The sequence below is a fragment of the Nostoc sp. genome, from assembly GCF_036916985.1.
In the GTDB taxonomy this organism is placed as follows: Bacteria; Cyanobacteriota; Cyanobacteriia; order Cyanobacteriales; family Nostocaceae; genus Nostoc.
This window is the reverse complement of sequence record NZ_JBALFD010000067.1, coordinates 39,516-57,391: the sequence shown is the minus strand read 5'-3', so window position 1 is coordinate 57,391 and position 17,876 is coordinate 39,516. Positions and strand designations below refer to the sequence as shown.

At 42.4% G+C, this 17,876-nt stretch carries 16 protein-coding genes, 1 tRNA gene and 1 riboswitch; of the genes, 7 read left to right on the top strand and 10 right to left on the bottom strand.

Features of this window, described 5'->3' with window-relative positions:
• Positions 1-55: 55 nt before the first annotated feature.
• From thiC to V7L07_RS22755, 6 genes are all read right to left on the bottom strand, one after another.
• Entirely contained in the window at positions 56-1,429 is a 1,374-nt protein-coding gene (thiC, locus tag V7L07_RS22775; RefSeq protein WP_179064660.1) for a phosphomethylpyrimidine synthase, read from the bottom strand.
• 7 nt (positions 1,430-1,436) lie between these two features.
• A riboswitch (TPP riboswitch) is annotated at positions 1,437-1,533 on the bottom strand.
• Between the two features lie 75 nt (positions 1,534-1,608).
• Entirely contained in the window at positions 1,609-1,824 is a 216-nt protein-coding gene (locus V7L07_RS22770; protein ID WP_335061137.1) for a DUF6887 family protein, read from the bottom strand.
• An 8-nt stretch (positions 1,825-1,832) separates the two neighbouring features.
• Positions 1,833-1,997, bottom strand: coding sequence for a DUF6888 family protein (locus V7L07_RS33545; RefSeq protein ID WP_442936077.1), 165 nt, complete (start codon positions 1,995-1,997; stop codon positions 1,833-1,835).
• A gap of 152 nt (positions 1,998-2,149) precedes the next feature.
• Positions 2,150-2,626: a DUF2726 domain-containing protein gene (locus V7L07_RS22765; protein WP_335061136.1), complete on the bottom strand. Its 477-nt coding sequence runs from the start codon at positions 2,624-2,626 to the stop codon at positions 2,150-2,152.
• Positions 2,626-3,330: a hypothetical protein gene (locus V7L07_RS22760; protein WP_335061135.1), complete on the bottom strand. Its 705-nt coding sequence runs from the start codon at positions 3,328-3,330 to the stop codon at positions 2,626-2,628. Before V7L07_RS22760 ends, V7L07_RS22765 begins: the two co-directional genes overlap by 1 nt.
• Before the next feature lie 231 nt (positions 3,331-3,561).
• Entirely contained in the window at positions 3,562-5,145 is a 1,584-nt protein-coding gene (locus V7L07_RS22755) for a beta strand repeat-containing protein (RefSeq protein WP_335061134.1), read from the bottom strand.
• Between the two features lie 580 nt (positions 5,146-5,725).
• Here V7L07_RS22755 and bioU point away from each other — a divergent pair.
• Both bioU and V7L07_RS22745 read left to right on the top strand, forming a co-directional pair.
• A complete protein-coding gene (bioU, locus tag V7L07_RS22750; protein WP_335061133.1) occupies positions 5,726-6,748 on the top strand; it encodes a (S)-8-amino-7-oxononanoate synthase BioU in 1,023 nt (340 codons plus the stop codon).
• A gap of 120 nt (positions 6,749-6,868) precedes the next feature.
• Positions 6,869-7,822, top strand: coding sequence for an alpha/beta fold hydrolase (locus tag V7L07_RS22745; RefSeq protein WP_335061132.1), 954 nt, complete (start codon positions 6,869-6,871; stop codon positions 7,820-7,822).
• Between the two features lie 41 nt (positions 7,823-7,863).
• Here V7L07_RS22745 and V7L07_RS22740 read toward each other — a convergent pair whose 3' ends face one another.
• The gene (locus V7L07_RS22740) at positions 7,864-8,229 is read right to left on the bottom strand and encodes a BON domain-containing protein (protein WP_335061131.1); all 366 of its coding nucleotides are present in this window, start codon (positions 8,227-8,229) and stop codon (positions 7,864-7,866) included.
• 271 nt (positions 8,230-8,500) lie between these two features.
• Here V7L07_RS22740 and ilvN point away from each other — a divergent pair, with 271 nt between their 5' ends.
• The 3 genes from ilvN to V7L07_RS22725 all read left to right on the top strand — a co-directional run bounded on the left by ilvN (position 8,501) and on the right by V7L07_RS22725 (position 11,833).
• Positions 8,501-9,019: an acetolactate synthase small subunit gene (gene ilvN, locus V7L07_RS22735; protein ID WP_179064652.1), complete on the top strand. Its 519-nt coding sequence runs from the start codon at positions 8,501-8,503 to the stop codon at positions 9,017-9,019.
• Positions 9,020-9,536: 517 nt separating this feature from the next.
• Positions 9,537-11,189, top strand: a complete 1,653-nt coding sequence (locus tag V7L07_RS22730) for a metallophosphoesterase family protein (protein ID WP_335061130.1) — start codon at positions 9,537-9,539, stop codon at positions 11,187-11,189.
• Positions 11,190-11,215: 26 nt separating this feature from the next.
• Positions 11,216-11,833 (top strand): Uma2 family endonuclease, encoded by a 618-nt coding sequence (locus V7L07_RS22725; RefSeq protein ID WP_335061129.1) that lies wholly within the window; start codon positions 11,216-11,218, stop codon positions 11,831-11,833.
• A 103-nt stretch (positions 11,834-11,936) separates the two neighbouring features.
• Here V7L07_RS22725 and V7L07_RS22720 read toward each other — a convergent pair whose 3' ends face one another.
• The 3 genes from V7L07_RS22720 to V7L07_RS22710 form a co-directional block, all read right to left on the bottom strand.
• The gene (locus V7L07_RS22720) at positions 11,937-13,040 is read right to left on the bottom strand and encodes an LLM class flavin-dependent oxidoreductase (protein WP_335061128.1); all 1,104 of its coding nucleotides are present in this window, start codon (positions 13,038-13,040) and stop codon (positions 11,937-11,939) included.
• 67 nt (positions 13,041-13,107) lie between these two features.
• Entirely contained in the window at positions 13,108-13,887 is a 780-nt protein-coding gene (locus V7L07_RS22715) for a class II aldolase/adducin family protein (protein WP_335061127.1), read from the bottom strand.
• A 728-nt stretch (positions 13,888-14,615) separates the two neighbouring features.
• Positions 14,616-14,687 (bottom strand) — tRNA-Val (locus V7L07_RS22710).
• A gap of 380 nt (positions 14,688-15,067) precedes the next feature.
• Here V7L07_RS22710 and fbp point away from each other — a divergent pair.
• Positions 15,068-16,117 (top strand): class 1 fructose-bisphosphatase, encoded by a 1,050-nt coding sequence (fbp, locus tag V7L07_RS22705; protein ID WP_334698297.1) that lies wholly within the window; start codon positions 15,068-15,070, stop codon positions 16,115-16,117.
• A gap of 482 nt (positions 16,118-16,599) precedes the next feature.
• Positions 16,600-17,745, top strand: coding sequence for a transaldolase (gene tal / locus V7L07_RS22700; protein WP_335061126.1), 1,146 nt, complete (start codon positions 16,600-16,602; stop codon positions 17,743-17,745).
• Positions 17,746-17,876: the final 131 nt, after the last annotated feature.

Sequence of the window (17,876 nt, the reverse complement as noted above, 5' to 3'; positions counted from 1 at the left end):
TCCAGCCTTGGATTTTTAGATAAACCCAATCCAAAATCTAAAATCCAAAATGGTATCAGCTTTGAGTCACAGCCTCTTTCGCCAAGAACTTCTCTAATTCTGTCAGCGCATCAGCATCAACCTTAGTTTGCATTGGGCAGAACTTAGGCCCACACATCGAACAAAACTCAGCAGTTTTATAGATATCTGCTGGTAGAGTTTCATCGTGATATTCTTTAGCTCTTTCTGGATCGAGTGATAATTCAAACTGACGGTTCCAATCAAAGTTGTAACGCGCCTTAGAAAGTTCATCATCTCTATCTCTTGCACCAGGGCGATGTCTAGCAATATCAGCCGCATGAGCCGCTATTTTATAGGCAATCAAACCATTTCTGACATCTTCGGCATTTGGTAGACCCAAATGTTCTTTAGGTGTTACATAGCACAACATTGCAGTCCCGTACCATCCAGCCATTGCTGCCCCAATCGCTGAAGTGATATGGTCATAACCAGGAGCAATATCTGTCACCAATGGCCCCAAAACATAGAAAGGTGCTTCCGAACACTCTTCCATCTGCTTACGGACGTTGAACTCAATTTGATCCATCGGTACATGTCCAGGCCCTTCCACCATCACCTGTACATCATCTTCCCAGGCTTTGCGAGTTAGCTGTCCCAGGGTTTTCAATTCCGCTAATTGTGCTTCATCTGAGGCATCATGGGTGCAACCAGGACGCAGGGAATCTCCTAAACTGAAGGAGACATCGTATTTTTTGAAAATCTCAATAATATCTTGGAAGTGGGTATAAAGCGGGTTTTGTTTGTGGTGATGTAGCATCCACCGCGCCAAAATGCCGCCACCGCGAGAGACAATCCCAGTGATGCGGTTTCTCACCAAAGGCAAATGCTCAATTAAAATCCCTGCATGGATAGTTTGATAGTCTACTCCTTGCTGGGCGTGCTTTTCGATGATATGGAGAAAGTCATCAGCAGTTAGGTTTTCAATTGTGCCGTGGACGCTTTCTAAAGCTTGGTATACTGGCACTGTACCAATGGGAACAGGTGAAGCTTTAATAATCGCGGTGCGAATTTCATCCAAGTTACCGCCACCAGTGGATAAATCCATCACGGTATCAGCACCATACTTCACCGCCAGGTTTAGCTTATCAACTTCTTCCTGAAGATTAGAAGAATTGGGAGAAGCACCGATATTAGCATTTACTTTACATTTAGAGGCGATGCCAATAGCCATCGGCTCTAAATTCGTGTGATTAATATTAGCTGGGATAATCATTCTTCCCCGCGCCACTTCCTCACGAATGAGATCGGCAGGGAGATTTTCCCGTTGGGCGACGTAGTGCATTTCTTCAGTGATAACACCTTGGCGGGCGTAGTGCATTTGAGATACATTAGCCTGCCCACGCCGTTTAGCAACCCATTCTGTCCGCATATTGTCATTCCTCAATAAACAGCTTCCCTCCGCTGGTATTACCCAGACTCAGGTGTTAAGGGTGTGATCTCAGCCTGGTTATGTAGGCACCCCTAGCATTGATGTAGTGTACCACTTCGGTCATATCTAGGGGCAAGGGTGTGAAAAATTTATGCTGTTTTTTCCGAGTCTGGCGATGTCTACGACGGGCTACGCCTACGCTGTTTTTGTTGAATAATGTCTAATACAGCCTTGTGGATTTCCTCTGGAGTCATTGAAGCGGGATAAGTTGCAGAGGGAGGTTTTGCCGTCAAACGATCTGCAAGTGCGTAAAAAGCCTCTTGATCGTCTCGATGTTCCAAGACATAGGTGCGTAATTCTGTTTCACTCATGGCATCAAAGTTTGGTTTTGTCATAGGTATCGTCAATTTCCATCACGACTAATTAAAATTTCTATTTCATTGCCAGCTAAGATGAATATATTTCCTGTCCGCTCATCTAGACGAACTATGTTGATGGGCAAGTAAGCTGTGGTCAATGATTGACACAGATATATACATTTTAGCCCTTGTGCTGCTGTTGGAAGGATAGCCGCTCCTTTGATATAATAAAAGCTTATCTATATTTTATAGTAATTTAATGGAGCCAAAGCGATACTATAGTCTGTTATTTTTGTGTAGTCTATAGATAGAGATATCGCTGAGATTTATCGCTATTGACGTACAAACATCTTGTAGTTTATCAAGCTGTAACTTGAAGATCAGAAGATAAAGATTGTTGGCAATACTTTCTAATTAGGGCTTGAGCATTTTCTCGTCGGTTTCCTGTAAATAAATTACATACTACTTCTTCAGATTGAGAGTAAAGATGTAATAATCCAAAGTCTTTAATCCGTGAATAAAGTAAGGGAACATTTGCCAAAGCGAGTAAAGTTGCTTTTTTGCGATCACGCTCTCTTGCTTCAGGATAATCATGATATGAAGATTGAAAATCCACTACTAAACAAGGTTTATAGTCATTATTCGTGATTAAAGCATCTACACTGCTAGAGCTAAATAAAAACTTTTTTAGATCCCAATCAAGGTTACTATCTAATTCGCAGAATGAGCATAAGCTTACCTGCGGATGAATTTTATAATTTTCATCTACACAGGTGTGTAAAAATTCTAGCATCCTTTCTTCGTATGGATTAATAAGTCTTTTTAGTTTGACAGACATTAATGATTCTCCATTAATCTTTTTGCAAAGTAACCAAAAAATTCTTCTAGAACTTCTCTTGAACCAATACACAATTGCCATGTGTAAGGAAAAAGTTTATCTTCATCAATAACTAAATAACTATTTCTGCCTCCCAAATCTTCAAGTTTAAATTCTTCAGGTGACATTGATATAATATCACTACACTCTCTACCCTCTTTCTCGACGTACCAATAATAAGAATTCAATGAAAAACTCCCTCTAGTTTCACCATTTAAAGTTTTTGGATAGTGAGATTGCATTGCTTCTAAAAATACGTCTTCTTTGCTAGGCAAAACCCAAAATGTGCCTAAAATATTCGTCTTGTGAGATTCAAAATGATCTCCACGGTCTATTAAATAACCTTCTGTCTCACAAGTAAGTTCCAAAACATCTTGCTGTAATACATTTTTAGGAATAGAAATACATAACCCTTCCTTTCGCTGTGCTAAAACAAGTTGATAACGTTTACCTCGTTTTCCAGGATTCTTAAGTCGATATCCTATGTATTGAGATGTACGGTTCTCCTCAAACTTGTCATAAAAACCAAGTTTATCCAGCAGACTGGTAGCCAAAGACATTAAATCTTCCCCGCCTTCAATCACCTGGATATTTGTTGAAACCAAACGGGGAACACCGTTTTCTACCTCAAAACGCTGGATGACATCGTATATAATTTTTGACATGAATTAATTCCCAAAAACCTTGGCTAAGGTTCATGGGAATAGTGTAACTCTTATTCTTCAATAATCCAATAGTCTTAGATAAGATTTTTAGATTTTCTGGGAAGTGCTTAATTCTTGCCATAGTTTGATGGCTATACAAAAGGCGATCGCACTTCCTCACACCCTTCAAGTAAAAGCTTTTCTACCAGGTATTATGCGATCGCCTTAATTTTGTACAATTGCCTCATCCAATTAGACTACAACGATATTGGTTGCGCTTAGTGACAGTCCAATACTGATTTGCGCGAATTGCACCTGAGAAAAGGCACTACCACTGCCATCTCGATCAAAGAACAGTGCGCCTGTATTATTGTCGTAAATAAATCGTTGAGCGATCGCAGTCGCAGTTGAACCGATGGTAAGCTTACTAGCGGAGAGTGTACCTACTGCTAAAGAGCCGCCAAAACCAGCAGCCGATACCTGAATAACTTCATCAGTCGGGTTAAAATCAGCAAGGGTATCAATGCCTTCATTGTAATTATTGAACGCAAAAGTATCAGTGCCATCTCCCCCGTACAGAGCATCATTGCCTTTTCCTCCACTCAGGAGATCGTTGCCATTATACCCATAGAGGACATCGCCACTATTACCCCCTACAATCTTGTCAGCGTAGGCTGTACCACTGATATTTAATTGTTGAATATTCTTGTAGCTAACTTGATTTGTGCCAGATGTAATCAAGCCCTGGTTAGTGGTTGCATTGAAAGTTGAGGTGATTCCTTGGGTAGTATAGTTACTGTAATTGACTTCCAAAAGATCGGAACCTGCACCCCCATTTACTGTTTGAGTCACCAAAACAGGAGAGGCGGTAGATGGGGCACTTAAATAGAAAGAATCATCACCATTTCCACCATTCAGGGTGTTAGCACCTTTGATTGAATAGGCGTAAAAGGTATCGTTACCATCGCCTCCATTCACAAGGTTATTGCCAGACGAGTAAGAAACATCGAGATAATCGTTACCTCCACCGCCACTAATCGTATCATTGCCAGAAGTACCCCCATTGAGTACATCTTCGCTATTGCCTCCCACAATATTGTCAGCGTAGGCTGTACCGGTGATATTGAATCGTTCAATATTGTTGTAGTTAACTCGACTCATACCAGCTGTAATCGAGCCTTGGTTAGTGGTTGCATTGAAAGTCGAGGTGATTCCTTTGGTAGTGTAGTTACTGTAATTGACTTCCAAAAAATCAGAACCAGAACCCCCATTTATCGTTTGAGTCACTAAAACAGAAGGTGGGGTAGATGGGGCACTCAAATAGAAAGAGTCATCGCCATCTCCTCCATTCAGGGTGTTAGCACCATTGACTCTATAGGCGTAAAATTTATCAGAACCAGTTCCGCCAAAAACAGTATTTTTGCCAAAACTATCTTGAATCGAAAATTCGTCATTTCCGGTATCCCCATAGAGGGTGTTATTTCCTGAAGAATTAGAAACATCTAAATAATCATTCTCACTTCCGCCCTTGAGAATATTATTGCCAGTGGTAGCTGTAGCATAAATTTGGTCGCTTTCAGAACCACCGTCTAAAAGGTTATTTCCTGAAGAATTAGAAACATCTAAATAATCATCCCCACTTCCGCCCTTGAGGATATTATTGCCAGTGGTAGCTGTAGCATAAAGTCTATCGCTCTCAGAGTCGCCGTCTAAGAGGTTGTTGCCAGAAGAATTGCGAATATTGAGGATATCATCGCCCCCGAAGCCATAAAGGCTGTCACCACCGCCAAAGCCATAGAGGCTGTCATTAGCGTTAGTACCGTTGATAATTGTCATAACTTCTATCTACCTAAATCAATTTTTCAGAAACTTGAGATATTAACCATGCGGTTATTGCTGTTTTAAGGCAGAACAAATTAGCCGAAATTTATGCGCTTTCGGTATAGTTTATGCCGACCTAAAAACACTAATTTTTTAGTGTTATTCAGCTTTTTACTGGCTGACAAGCATTATTCAGCTAACCTGCTACATACGAGCATTGGTTAATTTCATTACTATAGTGTCTGTTTATTTAAGTGTCACTACTTGGAATAGCATTTTCCATACTTCACCTTAATTGTCGATGTTTGTACTTTTTTGAATAAATTTTTACGTATTATTACTAATATCAAGACTAATTGTAAAAGTAAGATGTACTCTTGCCACACTGGTTAAATAAGCCTTAAGGTGATGTCTGGGTTGGGCTAAAAGCGATCGCTAACAGATAAATATCTGCAATATCAGGTCAAAGAACCTAAGATAATGAATCATAATTAATTTCTATAGCTTTGATTTATCAGCCATCAGCCACCAGTTACAAGCCGGAAGTTGAGATGCTGAATACTCAAGGCTTTTGATTCAACTTAACGAATTGACTATGAATTCTGAAAAAATCAAAAATTCTCTAAATATTTCGCCAGCGATACGTGTGGGAGTACTGGGTTTCGGCGGACTCGGACAAGCGGCCGCCAAGGTACTTGCTGGCAAACGAGAAATGATTTTAGTCGCAGCAGCAGATCAAAAAGGTTACGCTTATGCTGCTGAAGGTTTAAATACTGAAAAATCAGTTGCAACCTATCAAGCCCAAGGTTCGGTGGGTTATTTAGAGCCAATTGGTACATTAACAAATCAAAGTATTCAGGATTTAATCGAAATAGCTCAACCTGTAGATGGGTATTTTTTGGCTTTACCTAACCTACCTAATGACTTTATTCCCACTGTCGCCAAGGAATTTATCAAATCTGGTTGGCGTGGGGTATTAGTAGATGCGATTAAACGCACCACTGCTGTAGAACAACTCCTCGCCATGAAAGAGGAACTACAAGCCGCCGGGATTACCTACATGACAGGATGTGGTGCTACACCTGGACTGTTAACAGCAGCAGCAGCTTTAGCCGCTCAAAGCTATGCCGAAATTCATCAAGTTGAAATTACCTTTGGGGTGGGAATTGCGAACTGGGAAGCTTACCGCGCCACCGTTCGGGAAGATATCGGCCATATACCTGGTTACACAGTGGAAACTGCGAGGGCGATGACTGACGCCGAAGTAGAAGCACTATTAGATAAAACTAACGGCGTGCTTACCTTGACAAATATGGAACACGCTGATGATGTGATGTTAGAAGTAGCGGGGATAGTGGGACGCGATCGCGTTACAGTTGGTGGTGTCGTCGATACCCGCAATCCCAAAAAGCCCCTCAGCACCAATGTGAAGGTAACAGGACGTACCTTTGAAGGCAAGATTTCCACCCATACCTTTACTCTGGGAGATGAAACCAGCATGGCAGCAAATGTCTGCGGCCCTGCCTTCGGCTATCTCAAAGCTGGTAGACAATTGCACCAACGCGGCATCTATGGAATATTCACCGCCGCCGAAATTATGCCGCAATTTGTTAGGTAAGTAGGGGACTGGGGACTGGGTATTGGGGACTGGGTATTGGGGACTGGGGACTAGGAATACCCAATACCCAATCCCCAATTCTTATAATAGAATTTCAGTGCTGATAAATCGGAGGTAAGTGTGACCACTACGGTACACTGGCAGGAAAGAGTTGGTAATCAAAGGGATTGGATTTGGCGGGGCTGGCAAACTCGCTACACTTACATTCGTCCTAGCCAAAATCACCACAATACAACACCCCTAATTCTGTTACATGGCTTTGGCGCTTCCATTGGTCATTGGCGACATAATTTAGAGGTTTTGGGTGAACATCACACAGTTTACGCCATCGATATGTTGGGTTTTGGCGCTTCTGAAAAAGCCGCAGCTAATTACAGCATTGAATTCTGGGTTGAGCAAGTTTACGATTTCTGGAAAACATTTATCCGTCAACCAGCAATATTAATAGGCAATTCCAACGGTTCACTGATTTCGATGGCCGCGGCCGCCACTCACCCCGATATGGTGCTGGGTATGGTAATGATGAGTTTACCCGACCCTTCATTAGAACAAGAAGCAATTCCCCCTGTGTTGCGCCCACTTGTCACAGCAATTAAAAATGTTGTTGCTTCACCGTTGATACTTAAACCTGTATTTAACTTCGTGCGCCGTCCTGGGGTGCTGCGTCGCTGGGCTAGTATCGCCTACGCTAACCCAGAGGCGATTACTGATGAACTCATTGAAATTTTAGCAGGGCCTCCCCAAGATCGAGGTTCTACGAGGGCGTTTAGTGCTTTGTTTAAAGCTGCGATCGGAATTAATTTTAGTCCTAGTGTCAAGGTAGTATTACCAACCTTAACAATTCCCATGCTTTTAATTTGGGGACAAAAAGACCGATTTGTTCCACCAGCCCTAGCTAGGCAATTTGCCCAGTATAACGAGAAATTGGAAGTGCTGAATCTGGAAGATGTCGGGCATTGTCCCCATGATGAATGTCCAGAAGTAGTTAACCAAGCGATTTTAGACTGGATTGAGAGATGGATTGACGTAGGCGAAGCCCACCGCAGGGATCGCCAATCGTTAGTTATTCCCTAAATGTTATGGTTATGCAATGGGTGCGATCGCATCAGCAATACCTACTCAATCGTCGTTTGACTAGAGTCAACATCTGTAGTGCCATTCACTGAACGTGCCACGGAAATTACCTTATTGAGAATTTCCTGACTGGGAACTTTACCTTTCAACACCACAGTACTACCCGTTTGAGCCACCCAAAGGGTATTAACATCGTCGATTTGGGGGTCTTCATCAAATGCCAACGCTACCCGTTTTGCTAAACCACTTTGGTCATATTCTCCGCTTAATCCTAGACGTTCTGGGGGTATCGATTGCGTAGCAGTAGCAACATCACTACTAGGAGCTTGCACTACAGTCTGTGGAGCCGGATTTACTTCTGCATTTTCAGGTTTTTCCAATCCAAACAATCTTTGTAACCAACCCATAAAAACTTTTCTCCTTAGTTAGAGGCTTATCAAGCTTGAGTATAAAAGCTTTACAAGAATGCCACATCTGCCAATGAAAAGATATACATTGAATGAAATTTTGGCTTGCAGTATGATTTCTAAAGAATTTCTCGATTCAGAATGCAATGAGTGCATCTCTTAAGTTTACAATAGGAGGTCGCACTGAATTTTTAGTGCGGTTGTAGGTCTAGCGTTGCCTTTTGCTAGTGTCTGCGTTACTCAATTCCTGCTCTAGCCTCTGTTGGCGAAGATGAAACATACCCTTTCAGTTCTCGTAGAAGATGAGGCGGGTGTTCTTTCCCGCATTTCTGGTTTATTTGCACGTCGCGGCTTTAATATTGAAAGCCTTGCTGTTGGCCCTGCTGAACAAGGAGGAGTCTCTCGAATTACAATGGTTGTCCCTGGTGACGATCGCATTATCGAGCAACTCACCAAGCAACTGTACAAATTAGTCAATGTCTTGAAAGTCCAGGATATTACCGAAATTCCTTGTGTCGAGCGGGAATTGATGCTTTTGAAGGTGAATGCTAGTACCAGCAATCGCTCAGAAGTAATTGAACTGTCTCAAATTTTCCGGGCGCGAGTCGTGGATGTGGCAGAAGATTCTCTCACCTTAGAAGTTGTGGGAGATCCAGGTAAAATGGTAGCGATCGTGCAAGTGTTACAAAAATTTGGTTTGAAAGAAATCGCCCGCACCGGCAAAATTGCCCTAACTCGTGAGTCGGGGGTCAATACCGAGTTACTCAAATCTTTGGAAGCAAAGGTTTAGTTGGGAATTTAAATCAAGGCTCAGAAATACTCAACAGCAAGCGCATAAATTAAACACAGCAGAAGTCATAGTAGCAGTTGTTACTATGACTTTCTGTTTAGATAAGACCAAAACCTGATGTAGAGACGCGATTTATCGCGTCTTCAAAAACTAATAAGCCTTAACCCAAGAAGCGTATTGCCTTAAAGACCAATACGCTTGGGTTAAGCATTTTTTTCTTCTCTCTGTTTCCTCTGCGCCTCTGCGGTTCGTTAAAAAAATTGAGTTTGACAAAGAGTTTTAACCTTAACTGAACTGTATTAGCTTAAAGACGACCAAAAAATTGAAGGAGGCAGGAAGTTTTACAATTCGTTTAAAGGCTAATAATAAAAATGTGTTCAGTAAGTTAATACCCGAAAAATTTGGTATGTTACTCATGCTCAGACGTAAAAGCAGCCGTAAAATATCCTCAGTGGTTATGCTTGTGCTTGTTATATGCTTTACTCTGATAAGTGTGCGTTCATTTGGGCAAACAATTATGACATCAGCACCCCAACTGCTCACCGATCCATTTTTGCAACTGCCAACTGAAAACTCAGTGCGAGTAGTCTGGTTTACTGAGTTTGCTGGTGTTAATCACACAGTCTTCTATGGAGAAAATTTCAAACAAACTGCTAAGGCAAATATTACCAAACTCAGTCGCACGCGCGAAGACCAAAAGTCAAGAGTTGCTAACCAAACCAAAGACAGCCAAATCAATCAAAAACCCATCCAGCGTGACATTTGGCGACATGAAGCTGAGGTAACTGGGTTAACTCCTGGTTTACGGGTAAATTATCGCGTTACAAGTGTGCGGGAAGATGGCGAGAGTGTTAACAGTGATGTTTTTACCCTTACAGCTACTCCCAAACCCGATACGCCACTTAAAATTTTACTCACTTCAGATCATCAATTAAAGCCCATGACCTCTGCAAATCTGCAAAAGGTGGTAGAAACAGTTGGCAGAGTTGATGGAGTGTGGTTTGCTGGTGATTTGGTTAATGTCAGCGATCGCGCCTCAGAATGGTTTGATGATAGTAGTGGTGGTGCATTGTTTCCCGGTTTACAAGGTCGTGCTACTTATGACATAACTCACAATGGTGTTAAGACAACCTACATCGGTGGACAAATAATTCAACACGCACCCATGTTTACTTGCATTGGCAATCATGAGGTAATGGGGCGCTTTGCCAGAACAGAAAGTTTAGATGGTGAATTTGATGACACAATTCCTCGTGTCGTTGCTCAAAAAATCTACCAGGATAATTCTTTAATAGATAATTCTTTTAATACTAATACCTACGAAGAGATTTTCTCTTTACCAAAAAGTAAAGAGGGTGGAAAAAAATATTATGCAGTCAGCTTTGGTGATGTGCGTTTGGTGGTACTTTACATTACGAATATGTGGCGGACTCCTAGCTTAGATGTAAAGCGTAGGGGTAGATATCAAGAAGCCGAAAAGGACTTAAATAATCCTGAGAAGTGGGGCTATGGACAACTGATTTATGAACCAATTGCTAAAGGCAGCAAACAGTACAATTGGCTGGAGGCAGAACTCAACAGCGCGGAGTTTAAACAAGCAAAATACAAAGTTGTGATGTTCCATCATCCACCCCACACATTAGGCGATAATATAGTTCCTGCTTATACAGAACCAGTACAAATAATTGAACGGGATGGGAATAATATCAAAGCAGTCCGTTACGAATATCCCAAAAACGCAGATTATATTATTCGTGATGTTGTCCCAATACTTGAAGCAGCTAATGTGCAATTAGTATTTTATGGGCATTCCCATTTATGGAATCGTTTTGTTAGTCCAAGTGGAATGCACTTTCTAGAAACATCTAATGTGGGTAATACTTACGGTGCTGCCTGGGGTGACAGAAAACGAGAAGTACCAATTGGATATCAAGAGGATTATGTCAAGGTTGGCGATCCCAATGGATTAGAACCGATAGTGCCAACAATTGCCCCCTTGCTAGGCGAAGATGGAAAGCCGATGCCTTATATTGCAAGTAATGATATTACGGTTTTCAGTATCTTTGATACGGGGACAGGTACGATAAGTAGTTATCGTTTTGATACTCGCAAACCTGATTCAGAAGTATTGAAGTTTGATGAATTTAAATTGAACGCACTTCTAGAGTAAAAGCAAACCCACAGTCATCAATTATTATGACCCAAGCTTTACCAAAAATAGTTACCTTTAACGACTTTATCGCATGGTATCCCGAAAATTCTGGGGTACGCTACGAACTGCACAATGGGGAAATTGTCGAAATGGCACAGCCTACAGGGAAGCATGAAAGAATAAAAGGATTTTCGGCTGCTGAATTAACTTTAGAGTTTAGACGATTAAATCTCCCCTACTTTATTCCCAATCAAGCAATAGTAAGACCACCCCAAAGAGAATCAGGTTATTTCCCAGATGTATTAATCCTCAATGACACTGCTTTAGTTGATGAACCGCTTTGGGAAAAATCTTCTACTGTGACTAAGGGTACATCAATTCCTTTAGTTATTGAGGTGGTCAGTACAAATTGGCGCGATGATTACTATCTCAAACTTGCCGATTATGAGGAGATAGGCATTCCCGAATATTGGATTGTTGACTATGCAGCATTAGGAGCTAGAAAATTTATCGGTAATCCTAAACAACCCACTTTTTCAGTCTATCAGCTAATTGATGGGGAATACCAAGTCACTCAGTTTCGGGGTAGTGATAAAATTATATCTCCTACTTTCCCTGAGTTAATTTTGACGGCAGAACAAGTTTTTCATGCTGGTCAATAATAAGTAAGTAAAATTGTCTGTCCCTCTCCGATTCAGAAAGGGACAGAATTTAACTTTAGTTCAAAGCTGAGAAAAGTTCGTTATAAATCACATTAATTGAACCTTATCTACTCCCGACTCCAACTGTTTGCCGTTCTCGCCGTGCGACTTCTGCATGTACTAAAGGAATGACATCACGCCCATAAGCGATCGCATCCTCAAGGGGATCAAAGCCGCGAATCAACAAGGTAGTCACACCTGCATCGTAATAATCAACCAAAGCCTCTGCTACTTGTTCTGGTGTACCTACTAAGGCTGTAGTGTTACCTGCCGCACCAGTAGCCGCGGCGATCGGTGTCCAAAGACGCTTATCGTAAACCTCATTTTTGGCTGCAAAATCCAGTAGGCGTTGTGACCCTACCGCCTGGGGTCTAGCTGGGGCAGCTACTTTCGCCCCTCCGCGCAACTCTTGAATTCGCGCTAAAATTTTATGTGCCTTCTCCCAAGCCTCTTGTTCTGTAGCACCAAGAATCGGTCGCAGGGAGACGCTAAAGCGAATCGAACGACCAGGTGGTAAGGCAGCACGAACCTCTGCGATTCGTTCTTTTACTGCGGCAATTGGCTCACCCCACAAGGCGTAGACATTACTGTGTTTGGCTCCTACCTGCACGGCTGGCCCAGATGCACCACCAAAGTAAAGAGGGATGTGGGGCTGTTGCAGTGGCTTGATTGCCGAAAAAGCATCTTTGATGCGATAAAATTCACCTTCATAATCAAAGGGAGTGTCGCTCGTCCAGACGCGGCGAACAATTTCTAAATATTCATCGGTGCGGCGGTAGCGGCTATCATGATCTAGCCAGTCACCATCTTTTTGCTGGTCAGCATCACTGCCACCAGTAATAATATGTATTGCGATTCGACCGTTGGTAAAATGGTCAAGGGTAGCTGCCTTACGAGCTGCCAAAGTTGGTGCTACAAAACCCGGACGATGAGCAATCAAAAAGCCCAATCGCTCGGTTGCCGAAGCTGCAAAACTAGCAACAGTTAAACCATCAGGGCTGCTAGAACTATAGCCAATTAATACTTTATCAAAGCCTCCTTCTTCATGGGCTTTGGCAAATTCACGAACATAAGCCGGATCAATGATGTCATCGCCCAAACTACCTGGTGTACTATTTAATTCCGAAGCTGGCTTTGTCCGAATCAATCCAATAAATTCAACTGGCATAATTAATTCTCCTAAAAATGTTATTGGGGATTGGTTATTCCTAGTCCCAGTCCCCAGTCTCCAATACCTAATCAAACAAGTTTGGCTGCTCGTGGGTAATTTCATCCCACAAATACTGGAATCCACCCCAGCCTGCTTGGTGAGTACCGCCGCGTTGTTGGATATTTAAGGCGATGTCATGGTCAATCAGGACAGGTTTTCCTACGGCTTCTGCTAGCAACTGTGCCTTAGCAGTATCCTCTAACCTGATGTACCACCAAGCGGCTTCATCTACACTGTGTCCCACAGTTAATATGCCGTGGTTGCGTAGAATCGCAGCTTTATTCTTGCCAAGTGCTTGAGCAATGCGTTTTCCTTCACTTGTCTCCAAGACAATGCCTGTAAAATCATCAAATAGAGCATGATCTTGATAAAAAGCGCAGGAATCTTGGGTAATCGGGTCGAGCAACCGACCCAAAGATGACCAAGTTTTGCCATAGAAGGAATGGGCATGAGCCGCAGCTATAACGTCGGGGCGGGCTTCGTGGATTTGAGAGTGAATGGCAAATGCTGCTTGACTAACTTTGCCTTCACCTTGGACTACTTGACCATCACTATTTACTAGTATTAAGTCTGATACGCGAATGCGACTAAAATGTATCCCAAAGGGATTTACCCAAAAGTGATCGGTAAGTTCAGGATCGCGGGCAGTGATATGTCCTGCCAATCCTTGAGCAAAACCCAAACGCGCAAATACCCGAAAAGCTGCTGCCAAACGTTCTTGGCGATGACGACGCTCCGATTCAATGGAAACGAAGGTCGGTGGTTGGAAGGGATTACTAGGGCGGACAAGAGAAGTTTGCACCATAATTTTCAACTCCTACGTATGGATTGGCTAGATGCAGGTTGCTGTCTCATTGCTGGTGAAAGCGTCAAGGTTTGTCCGTAGACCTCGCTTCACCATAAAACTAGCGAGACAATAAAGGATTTATGGTTATTGCTCAGTGGCGATGTCTACGACGGGCTGCGCCTACGCAGTTTTTATCGCTGCAAACACGTATTGTTCAATCATGTCCAGTAGACAATGCTACAAATAACTTTTGACAATAACCGTAAATACGTTACTAATTAACGTGAGTTCGATAAACCTCTCCCTAGCCTTGAACTTTAATTCAAGTCTCTCTCTCTCCGAGTCGGAGAGGGACGGTTTTGCGTAGTAAAACCTTCTTAGAGGTCTTTTTTACGGCTAATTAATATGGACACTATATGATTCGTCGAACTCACGTTAATTACTTGATGTCAGCTTTTAAACTACCTAGCGACAACAAATTTCTTAACTAGAGTAGTTATACTATCAAACAAACTACTGCAACTCGACCGATTTACTGTAGTTTAAGTTTCAACGAATTTACCACAGTTCATTTAAATAGACAAGCTCAATTTTTAGCTACATCATCCTAATAGTACCGAAAAGCTCTCGTTTATACATTCAGCCAAGATAAAACTACTCTAAACTACACAAGTGCAAACAGAAAAAACGAGATTTTTCTAGTCACTTTGAAAGTTAATTAGCTAAAACTTTTGATATTACTTAAGTGGGCGATACTGGATTTGAACCAGTGACCCCATCCGTGTGAAGGATGTGCGCTACCCCTGTGCTAATCGCCCAAGATATGTAATTATATCATAAGCTATTCCACATTAGCACTCTCACTTTAAATGAGCAGGGACGAAAATCTCGTGCCTCCTGCATTCTTCACGTAAATCACCGAAACAGTGCTGTTAGCGATAGCGGGGCTTTAGCCAGTGCTGTACATGGATAGCAGGGCGTTTAGCCCGTAACGAGTGCTGAGTAAAAAGTTTATTTCTGCCGTGGTGTACTACGTATCTTTGCTCTGGGCGTGGGGTCACTGAAGATTCATTTCTTTAGTTTATCTAAAGTCGCATCTAAGTTAGCAAATTACCTTTCTAAGATAGAAGCAGCAACTATAAGTTGCCATACACGACTAACACCCAACTAACAGCTAGTGGCTACGGAGAACATAAAAATGGCTAAAACGCCAGAATCTTTAGACTTATCTACTTACGACTCTACAGACTTAGCTCTAGATCGTGATTGTACAACCTTATCTCGCCACGTTCTCCAGCAACTTCAGAGTTTTTCGCCAGATGCACAGGATTTAAGTGCGCTGATGAATCGCATTGCCCTGGCCGGCAAACTGGTTGCTCGTCGCATGAGTCGTGCCGGTTTAATGGAAGGCGTTCTCGGATTTACTGGGGAAGTTAATGTCCAAGGCGAATCCGTCAAAAAGATGGATGTCTATGCCAACGATGTATTTATCTCAGTGTTTAAGCAAAGCGGCTTAGTCTGTCGCCTAGCTTCTGAGGAAATGGAAAATCCCTATTACATCCCCGAAAACTGCCCAATTGGACGCTACACCCTGCTGTATGACCCAATTGATGGCTCATCCAATACTGATAATAATCTCAGTTTAGGTTCCATTTTTGCCATTCGCCAACAAGAAGGAACTGATAGCGATGGTAAGGCAACTGACCTCCTCACCAATGGACGTAAGCAGCTTGCTGCTGGATATATCCTGTATGGCCCTTGCACAATGCTGGTTTATACTATAGGTAAAGGCGTTCATTCCTTTGTCCTCGATCCCAGCTTAGGAGAGTTTATTCTCACAGAAGAAAATATCCGTATTCCTAAGCACGGTTCTGTTTACAGCGTGAACGAAGGTAATTTCTGGCAGTGGGAAGAATCGATTCGAGAATACATCCGCTACGTTCATCGTACAGAAGGCTACAGCGCTCGTTATAGCGGCGCAATGGTGAGCGACATCCATCGAATTTTGGTTCAAGGCGGCGTGTTTCTCTACCCCGGTACAATTCAAAATCCAGAAGGAAAGTTGCGCTTGCTTTATGAAACCGCTCCTCTGGCCTTTTTGATTGAGCAAGCAGGCGGTCGTGCTACCACCGGACTAATGGATATCTTGGATGTAGTGCCGAAAAAACTGCATCAGCGCACGCCTTTAATTATTGGTAGCAAAGAGGATGTAGCAAAGGTGGAGTCTTTTATTCAAAACGGACATTAGAGTGAGAAGGCAGTACCGATGAGAAAGGGACTGGGTACTGGGGACTAGGGACTAGGGACTAGGGACTAATATTTTTACTTAGTACTAACTACACGCCCCGCTATCCATGTACAGCACGGGCTAAACGCCCCGCCATCGCTAACAGCACTTTCAAGACAGAGACAGGAGAAAAAAAGCTTGTAAATTAATTAAATTTTTGAACTTTTTTCAACTGGATAGTTATTTTTGCCATGCTGGACTAGAAGATAGAGACAAAAGTATCAGGATGCGTCTAGCATCTGCCATTAATTAAACGTTAATCATGGTGATTTAGGATTGGGAATGCAAAATAGCGCTTTTTGAAGATCAATTCAGGATTATCTCAGCTGGCCGATGCGATAAGTAATTGGCAACGCCACAATTCAAAAGTAACCATCAATATTTGATGGGTTTTGCCAACTTTACTTAGAAGCATCACTACACAGGAGTGAAATAAACTAGCTATGGCTACCAATCATCTACTAGAAATTAAGCAATACGGTCAAAGTATCTGGCTGGATAATTTGACTCGTGACATTATTCAATCAGGCGAACTCAAAGAACTGGTTGAAAATCAAGGAGTTTCTGGGATTACTTCTAACCCGGCTATCTTTGAAAAAGCGATCGCTGGTAACGTTATTTATGATGCCGATATCGAAGCCGGAATTAGGTCTGGCTTACCGACATACAAAATTTACGAATCCCTAGTTTTTGCAGATATCCGTAATGCCTGTGATATTTTACGCCCTGTTTATGAAGCCTCGGATAGATTAGATGGTTATGTGAGTATTGAAGTACCACCAACCATAGCCCATGATACTGAAGCAACCATAGCCGAAGCCAGACGCTATTTTCAAGAAATTGGTCGGGAAAATTTGATGATTAAAATTCCCGGTACTGAACCTGGTTTGCCAGCGGTAGAACAGGTGATAGCAGATGGGATAAATGTCAATATTACGCTACTGTTTTCTGTAGAAAGCTATGTAAACACAGCTTGGGCATATATTCAGGGCTTAGAAAAACGGCTGGCTGAAGGTAAAGACATCAGTAGAATTGCTTCAGTTGCTAGTTTCTTCCTCAGCCGGATTGATAGCAACATTGACGCCAAAATTGATGCTAAGTTGAAAAAAGGCGTTGATGATATTACCGTGGAAGCAAAGCTAAGAGCTGTCAAAGGGAAAGTTGCGATCGCTAACGCTAAGATTGCGTACCAAGAATACAAGAAAATCATTAGAAGCGAGCGTTGGCAAGCTTTGGCAGCCAAAGGGGCTACAGAACAACGGCTACTTTGGGCTAGTACCAGCACCAAAGACCCCAACTACAGAGACGTGATGTATATCGAAGAGTTGATTGGTCGAGACACCGTTAACACCGTACCACCAGCGACCATTAAAGCTTGTGCCGATCATTGTAACGTAAGCGAGAGCCTAGAAACAGATGTAGACAAAGCTTACACACTGATCGAAAACCTCAAAGATCCCGATATCAACATTGATCTCGATACCGTAATGGATGAACTGTTAGTCGAAGGTATTGACAAGTTTATCCAGCCCTTCCAGTCCTTGATGAACTCTTTAGAAGAAAAGATCAAGGTATTGTCACCAGTGTAGGGGCTAGTGACTGGGGACTGGGGACTGGGGACTGGTAAACAATTTTCCTAATACTAAACCCCCAATACCCAATACCCAATACCCAGTCCCTAATCCCCAATCCAAAATCCAAAATCCAAAATCCAAAATTC

Bases quoted from the DNA above. Each gene is read 5' to 3' on its own strand.
- thiC (WP_179064660.1), bottom strand. From the start codon at position 1,429: ATGCGGACAGAATGGGTTGCTAAACGGCGTGGGCAGGCTAATGTATCT.
- V7L07_RS22725 (WP_335061129.1), top strand. From the start codon at position 11,216: ATGACCCAAGCTTTACCAAAAATAGTTACCTTTAACGACTTTATCGCA.
- tal (WP_335061126.1), top strand. From the start codon at position 16,600: ATGGCTACCAATCATCTACTAGAAATTAAGCAATACGGTCAAAGTATC.
- bioU (WP_335061133.1), top strand. From the start codon at position 5,726: ATGAATTCTGAAAAAATCAAAAATTCTCTAAATATTTCGCCAGCGATA.
- V7L07_RS22765 (WP_335061136.1), bottom strand. From the start codon at position 2,626: ATGTCTGTCAAACTAAAAAGACTTATTAATCCATACGAAGAAAGGATG.
- V7L07_RS22730 (WP_335061130.1), top strand. From the start codon at position 9,537: ATGACATCAGCACCCCAACTGCTCACCGATCCATTTTTGCAACTGCCA.
- V7L07_RS22740 (WP_335061131.1), bottom strand. From the start codon at position 8,229: ATGGGTTGGTTACAAAGATTGTTTGGATTGGAAAAACCTGAAAATGCA.
- ilvN (WP_179064652.1), top strand. From the start codon at position 8,501: ATGAAACATACCCTTTCAGTTCTCGTAGAAGATGAGGCGGGTGTTCTT.
- V7L07_RS22715 (WP_335061127.1), bottom strand. From the start codon at position 13,887: ATGGTGCAAACTTCTCTTGTCCGCCCTAGTAATCCCTTCCAACCACCG.
- V7L07_RS22720 (WP_335061128.1), bottom strand. From the start codon at position 13,040: ATGCCAGTTGAATTTATTGGATTGATTCGGACAAAGCCAGCTTCGGAA.
- fbp (WP_334698297.1), top strand. From the start codon at position 15,068: ATGGCTAAAACGCCAGAATCTTTAGACTTATCTACTTACGACTCTACA.
- V7L07_RS22770 (WP_335061137.1), bottom strand. From the start codon at position 1,824: ATGACAAAACCAAACTTTGATGCCATGAGTGAAACAGAATTACGCACC.
- V7L07_RS22760 (WP_335061135.1), bottom strand. From the start codon at position 3,330: ATGTCAAAAATTATATACGATGTCATCCAGCGTTTTGAGGTAGAAAAC.
- V7L07_RS22755 (WP_335061134.1), bottom strand. From the start codon at position 5,145: ATGACAATTATCAACGGTACTAACGCTAATGACAGCCTCTATGGCTTT.